Here is a 6,562-nt window from a genome sequence, read left to right on the forward strand (position 1 = left end):
GGACTCTGGCTGGCTGCGGCATCACAGCCAAAAACACCGATGCCGATGCCGACGGCATTGCCGATGTGATTGATAACTGCCCCAGTACTTTATCGGGTACCCGCGTTGGCGCTACCGGTTGCGCCGGTAACTTTAACTTGCCCTCTGGTGCTGTTGCTTCACCACAAATGCGCTTAACCGAGATGGAATACTCCAACACCGTTAAAAAAGCGTTTGCGTTAAATACTTTGCCAACAACCACATACTTGGCTGACAACTATGGTCCATTTAAAATATTTACCAATAATGCCTCTGACAAAACCGCTGATTTTGTCACTTTAGTCAACTCAAGCCATACCTTATCAGCATCGCTCGCCCAGCAGTTTGCAAGCCAATGCAATTGGAATACAAACGCCAAGCAATGTATTAATGAGCACTTAAACAATGCGCTGATTCAGTTGTGGCGAGAAAGCAGCCTAAGCGATGCCGATGCAACGGCTATTGCCTCTGTAATACAAAGTGCCGCAGGCCGGGGCGCCTCAACAGAGCAAGCGCTAGCCGCAGGTATTGCCTTTGCTTTAATTGATGATCGTGCGGTTTACCAAATGGAAAATGGCGTCGATAAAAACGCAAACGGCGTACAAAAACTCACCGCACGTGAATTTATTAATCGCATGTCTTACCTGCTGATTAACACCGCGCCAGATCAAGCGTTAATTAATGATCACACAAGCATTGTGGGCGACGAAAATAAAATTGCCACCCACGCAGACCGGTTAATGTCCGATGGTGCTTATAAAGAAACGGTATGGCAATTTTTCGCAGAATGGTTAGGCATGCCAGTGACCCCACCTGAAAGCGCAAGCATTATCCCCATGCCGATACAAGGTGACCAGTGTAATTCAACGCCTCAATGCCAGGCACAGTTTGAAGGGCTCGCGCAAAGTTACGATTGTAACAATAGCGCCAGTAATACCAGTTGGTGCACCTGCGATGGTGTGCGTTGCGACAGCTTAGGAGGCGGCTTATCCCTTGAGGCCTCTATGTATGAAGAAACCCGCCGCATGATCGACCACATTATTGATAACGACCTGCCAATCTCGGAGTTATTCACCGCCGATTACAGCTTCATTAACAGCATACTTGCCGAACACTATGCCGTGCCAGCACCAGCCACCGATTGGGCGCGTTATGATTTCCCTGCAAGCGCCAGCCGCTTAGGGATTTTAACGCATGCCAATTTCTTAACCGGCAACGGTAAACACGGCCGAGACGTGAATACCATCTTCCGCGGCAAAGTCGTATACGAACGTTTATTTTGCGAGCAAATGCCACCGCCGCCACCAGCAGAGCAATCGGTCAATTTAGCCGACGAGGTCGCAGACCGCGGAACCCACCCGGCCTGTAAAGGCTGCCACCAAGTAGTCGATCCCATCGGGCGCATGTTCGATTTATATGATGACTACGGTAAAAAATTCGATAAAGCGAATTTATTCGGCGGTTTATATATGGATGTGGATATCGCCGATGAGTACGACAGCGTTGTCGAATTCACACAAGCACTACCCCATAGCCGCGCCTTTAATCACTGTGCAAGCCGTCAATTATTCCGCTTTGCCATGGGCCGCGATGCGACCGAAAGCGAAAGCGCGAGCTTCCTTAGCATTCGAGATGCGCTAGAAAATACAGGATCCATTAAAGCCAGTATGCGTGCACTTATCACAAGTGATGCCTTTAAAAATGTGTACTCAGAAGCGGCACCACAAGCGTGTAACGTTGGAGAATAATCATGAATAATTTTAATAAAATGAACCGGCGCACACTCATCAAACATACGGCCGCTGTTACTGGCGCTGCCAGTATTTCAACCGCAATGGTCGAGCGAGCGCTAGCTGCCGACAGCGACATTAAACGTGTGATTTTCTGGTATGTACCCGAAGGTTGCGCACAACAGGCCTTTTGGCCTGCTGATACGGGTAGCTTAAACATTAATATGAGTGCATCTATTAATGGCAAAAACCCTAAAAGCAGTAACGGTTCAATTCGCAATTACATTGATGCGAGCCAAGCGAGTTATTGTTTGCAACCACTAAAAGCGCATCAAAGTGATATATCCCTTTACAGCGGTTTTAAAAACCCAGGCATACCGAGCATAACAGAGGCGCATAAAACGGTGGTCGCCTCAGCGCTTACCGGCAGCAAACCGAACGAAGGCAGTATTGATCAAATACTGGGAAAAAGAATGCAAGGTAGCTCACCTATTGCATCAATTTACAGTGCAATGTGGGGGCATCACGTTCACAACAAAGGCGCCAACGACGGCTATATGTCACCAGTAAGGACCATCGGTGGCGGCACCACCGGCAGTTCAAACTGGAACCCCATGGATACCTACAAAGTTGTATTTGGTAATAACGGCATACCCGCACCCAGCGGTGGCAATGGTGTTGTCCCCTATGGCAACGAACACGCCCAACTAGACATGCTAAAAGCAATGGAAGCGCGGCTCGAACAAGTGAAATGCGTTGGCGGCTTAGCAGCACGCGACAAATACGAAACGCTGCTCGCCTCTTATAAACAATTGGAAACACAAACTGCAGCACTTTTGCAAAAGGCCGAAGACGAAGCAAAAGATAATGGCCCCGATGTTCGCTTTGATATTCCCAACGGTTGGACCAACACTTCTGGCAGCCGAACGGATTTATCCAAATATTGGAATAAACCCGAAAATTACGAGCGGCTGGTCGACATTTCGATGAATACCACCGTTGCTGCTATGGCGCTAGATCGCACACGCGTATCTATTATGCAATTTAGCGGAAGCGGCACTGATATTGGCCCTGTAGCCAAAGACCACTATCGTGTTTTTGATCGTACTGATGGTTCTGGAAAAGGTATTCCCGGACTTGAGGCAGGCCCAATGCATGACCATTACATGGGACACGATCCAAACGAGGTGCGCAGGCGTAACCAAGCTCGAGTGTACCGCTGGTATTACGGCAAGTTAGCACAATTAATCGATAAATTAAAAGCAACACCGGACGGCAGTGGCAGCTTATTTGACAGCACATTAATTGTGACATGTTCAGAGTTTTCGATGTACAACCACCGCTCCCACGATATGCCTTACATTATGGCTGGCGGCCTTGGCGGAACAGTAAAAACAGGCCAATATTTAGATTGCCGTCAAAATGGTAACTTCCGTGATTCTGCAGATTTCTTTTTGGGGATTTCTCAAGCACTAGGGGCCAACCTTGATCATTTTGGTAATTCAAGAAACCCCTACAGCGGATTTTTGAGTTAACAATTTTTCTTAGGGTCATCACTTACCCGCTTTAGATTCGCCCCATCTTTAGCGGTATTTTTCATCCCCCCTTAAACACCCCAAGCGATTTTAGTTAAGGGGCATTCATGATTAAACGAAAAAAATACCGCAATACCGTGTCGCAAAATCCTCTACTGCGCAAAGGCGGCGTTCACGAGAAAACCCATAAAGCACTGCGTACCAGTACCAAACGCGAGTTGCGTGCGAAAGCGCGCGACTCAATTCTTCGCTGCCATAAAAAAAGGCGCCTTTCGACGCCCAAGGGTGCAACGGGTTATCAGGCATCGTCACTGAAAATTCAAAACATTTATTTTTCTAAGTTAAATACCACACGGCGACTCATGCCGTAAAATTCGACTACCTCACCATCGCGCTCGTAAGGCGTAAATTTCCAGCGTTTAATGGCATTCACTGCCGACTTATCGAAAACATTCTCTGGCTGCGCGGCTATTACCTCGATATTGTTAGTCGCCCCCGTCTTGGTCACATCAAAACGCACATCAACAAAACCCTCTATTCCCTTATTCGCCGCACGCGCAGGGTAATCTGGCGCTACCATCATGCGGGCAACCGGAAAACTACTGGGTAAAATAGCCAACGCCCCTCCAGGTGTAGGTTTAGGTGGCGCAGCCGGTATATAGCCAGCGTCGCCTCTATCTATATCATCACCCTTAAACCTCGGCACTGTCGGTGTAACTTCAACCTCGGTAGGCTTAGGCGGTAAAGGAGCAATTTTTTGATTTACGATCACAGTCTCTTTCAATACGATATTCGGTATTGGGCGATCAACCACAACAGGCGCTTCAAGCTGCGGTGTTGCTATTAAAATGTGCATTAAAGCAATTAAGGCAATCGTTGTGACGCCAGCTGTAGCCGCCGCAAAAAACCACTTACTCATTGAAGACCAAAATAGGGTGATGTAAGTATTTTCACTGAATACTTTCTCATTGAACACTTTTTCATTGAAGATAGCTTGAGTCATAATTTTCTCCGAAAACGTTGATACCGGCAAGCGCTAAACTGGCACGTTTACCTAATGTACAGCGTGAGTACTTTGCTCAGCTGTCTGTATTGGTGTACCAAACGTGGGGTTAAAGGTTTTTGTTTTTGCACCCTCAGATAATCTAAATGTAAATGTTTGCGTTGCATGTTCTGTTTTTATGGGACGACCGTTGTCCATCGCCGGTTTGAATATCGACTTTGCCATAGCCTCCAATACAGCATCATCAAAAACGTGTTTAGGGCTAGCCATAGCAATGCGAATAGCGCCAGCTTTACCGCTGGGTAGCACATCAAACTGCACAATCACTTGGCCCTCGATATTTTTTCGCTGCGCACGCCGGGGGTACTCAGGAATAACCGCACGCATAGCGACATAACCGTGCACTGTTACACTAGGCGCAATTACGTTATCAACATCCATAGACGCTAACTGATTAATGTCTGACTCCACATCACTTAACAACGCATCTCTACTTGCTTGATGCTCTCTTTCGATAACGACAACAGACTCTAAATAACCGCTAGGTTGTACAGCTGCCGTGAATTTTGAGGGTAGCACTAAATCACGATTCTTCCCGGCCTCGCCAGCCGCGGGTAAATGATAAATCGTTAAAGCTTGTTGACTAAGCTCACCTTCATCCCACACAGAAACAGCCGCAGCATCTAATGTGATTATTGAAAACATTAACCAAGCCAACGCGGCCAATAACCATCCCCATAATGATGTTTGTTTAAAGGGAGCACGGCCACGCAATCGCGAACCATCTAAAATTGCCGCGATGCGTTCGTAACAATATGAGCCATCCATTAACGCTAACGAATTCTGTGGAACCCTGTTGTGCCCTGCAGCAATATTTAATAAGTCATCGGCGTAATCACTACGGCCGCTTCCACTCGACAAAACGGCATCATCAGCATTCAATTCACTCAACCAAGAAAACTGTTTCCCTAAGCGCCATGCCGAAGGCAAAAACCAAACAAAAGCCGTCAAAATCTGCAAAGTGTTCTGCCAAAACCAATCTTTGCGAGCGACATGAGCTAACTCATGTGTGAGTACTCGATTCAAAGTGGAAAGACTCCACTGGCTATACACTTTTGGTAACACAATGACGGGAGTTATCGCACCCAAGGTAAAAGGCCCCTGCGCAACACCATCTTCACTGCAAAGCTTTGATTCGCCTACTTTTAAGCCAACGGCGACTAAAACTCCATTATCTTTTTTTATGCGCATTAGCATGCTGCCCACTTTCGCAGGTGCAGCCTCTAAACCACTAACGTACTCAAGCGCCGCTAATAGATGCCAAAAGCGGTAGCCCAACACACAAAACACACCTATCAAATAAACTGCCATAATAACTTTGAGCATCAAGGGCGTTGCCAAATGTAAATCCACCGTGAACAGGTGCCAAACATTCACGGGAATAATATCTAAGCGAATAACTGGCAATGTCGCACTGCCCACAGGCAATAAAATAACCCCCAAGAAAGCAATGCAAACCAATCTCGCCAACCTACCCGAGTGGGTATCGCGTGATCGATACAACCACCAACGCACGCAACCAAAGACCAGCATTAACTTAAAAACTAAAAATATAATCACTAAAAGGTTAAACATCGCATCACCTCATGGCATCAATAATATTATTCTTAGGGGTATGATTTACTTAGATTGCTTTTTTAGCCGTGCTATTTTCCGCTCTAACTCTGCAATTTCATGCGCATCCATCTCACTACCATCGGCGTCGAGCAGTGCTGTTACCGCTTTTATTTTTGACCCTTTAAAAAAAGTTTTTAATAGGCGCGATATTGCAGAAGCTTGCACTGTATTTTGAGCTTGAACGGGTCGATACATGTGCTTTGTGCCTTCATGGGTAAAAGCGACCACGCCCTTATCGACCATACGCGTAATTAAAGCCCGCACGGTCGAGTAACTCGGCGGATCAGGCATTTTATTTTGAATATCTTTTGCCGAAATCGGATTTTCTTCATGGAGCACATCCATAATTTGCCGTTCGCGCCGACTCAGAGAAGCATAAATAGCATTGACTGACATCACTCTCTCACTTTGAATAAGTGCTAATTTTGTAGCAGGTGCTACAAAATTAGCACACCAGAAGCAAGAGTCAACACTTTTTTGGAATGTTAGACTTTAAGTGTGATCGAGCCCTTGCGAACGCAGGGCTTCTGGGGAAATAAAAATAAGGGGCGAGGCAATAATAGTTTATCCAATTAGACGAAGAGATCGGCTTTCTTATC

Annotated in this window: 6 protein-coding genes; 3 read left to right on the top strand and 3 right to left on the bottom strand. The window is 46.5% G+C overall.

From position 1 onward, the window contains the following. The 3 genes from AC3A8L_RS18725 to AC3A8L_RS18735 form a co-directional block, all read left to right on the top strand. The coding region (locus tag AC3A8L_RS18725) for a DUF1592 domain-containing protein (protein ID WP_487963800.1) at positions 1 to 1,766 on the top strand (1,766 nt) is incomplete at its 5' end. 2 nt (positions 1,767 to 1,768) lie between these two features. Beyond that, positions 1,769 to 3,283 carry a DUF1552 domain-containing protein gene (locus AC3A8L_RS18730; RefSeq protein WP_487963801.1) on the top strand — a complete coding sequence of 505 codons (1,515 nt, stop codon included), beginning with the start codon at positions 1,769 to 1,771 and terminating at the stop codon, positions 3,281 to 3,283. 107 nt (positions 3,284 to 3,390) lie between these two features. Then, positions 3,391 to 3,654 carry a hypothetical protein gene (locus AC3A8L_RS18735; RefSeq protein ID WP_487963802.1) on the top strand — a complete coding sequence of 88 codons (264 nt, stop codon included), beginning with the start codon at positions 3,391 to 3,393 and terminating at the stop codon, positions 3,652 to 3,654. On the opposite strand, the gene AC3A8L_RS18740 is transcribed toward AC3A8L_RS18735, so the two are convergent. Genes AC3A8L_RS18740 through AC3A8L_RS18750 form a run of 3 tightly spaced genes read right to left on the bottom strand, consistent with a single transcriptional unit; the run spans position 3,612 to position 6,359 of the window. Next, the gene (locus AC3A8L_RS18740; protein WP_487963803.1) at positions 3,612 to 4,286 is read right to left on the bottom strand and encodes an energy transducer TonB; all 675 of its coding nucleotides are present in this window, start codon (positions 4,284 to 4,286) and stop codon (positions 3,612 to 3,614) included. The genes AC3A8L_RS18735 and AC3A8L_RS18740 overlap by 43 nt on opposite strands. Positions 4,287 to 4,337: 51 nt before the next feature. After that, entirely contained in the window at positions 4,338 to 5,921 is a 1,584-nt protein-coding gene (locus tag AC3A8L_RS18745; protein WP_487963804.1) for a TonB family protein, read from the bottom strand. 45 nt (positions 5,922 to 5,966) lie between these two features. Beyond that, positions 5,967 to 6,359 carry a BlaI/MecI/CopY family transcriptional regulator gene (locus AC3A8L_RS18750; protein WP_487963805.1) on the bottom strand — a complete coding sequence of 131 codons (393 nt, stop codon included), beginning with the start codon at positions 6,357 to 6,359 and terminating at the stop codon, positions 5,967 to 5,969. Between the last annotated feature and the right edge of the window lie 203 nt (positions 6,360 to 6,562).

This window comes from Marinagarivorans sp. (assembly GCF_982758155.1).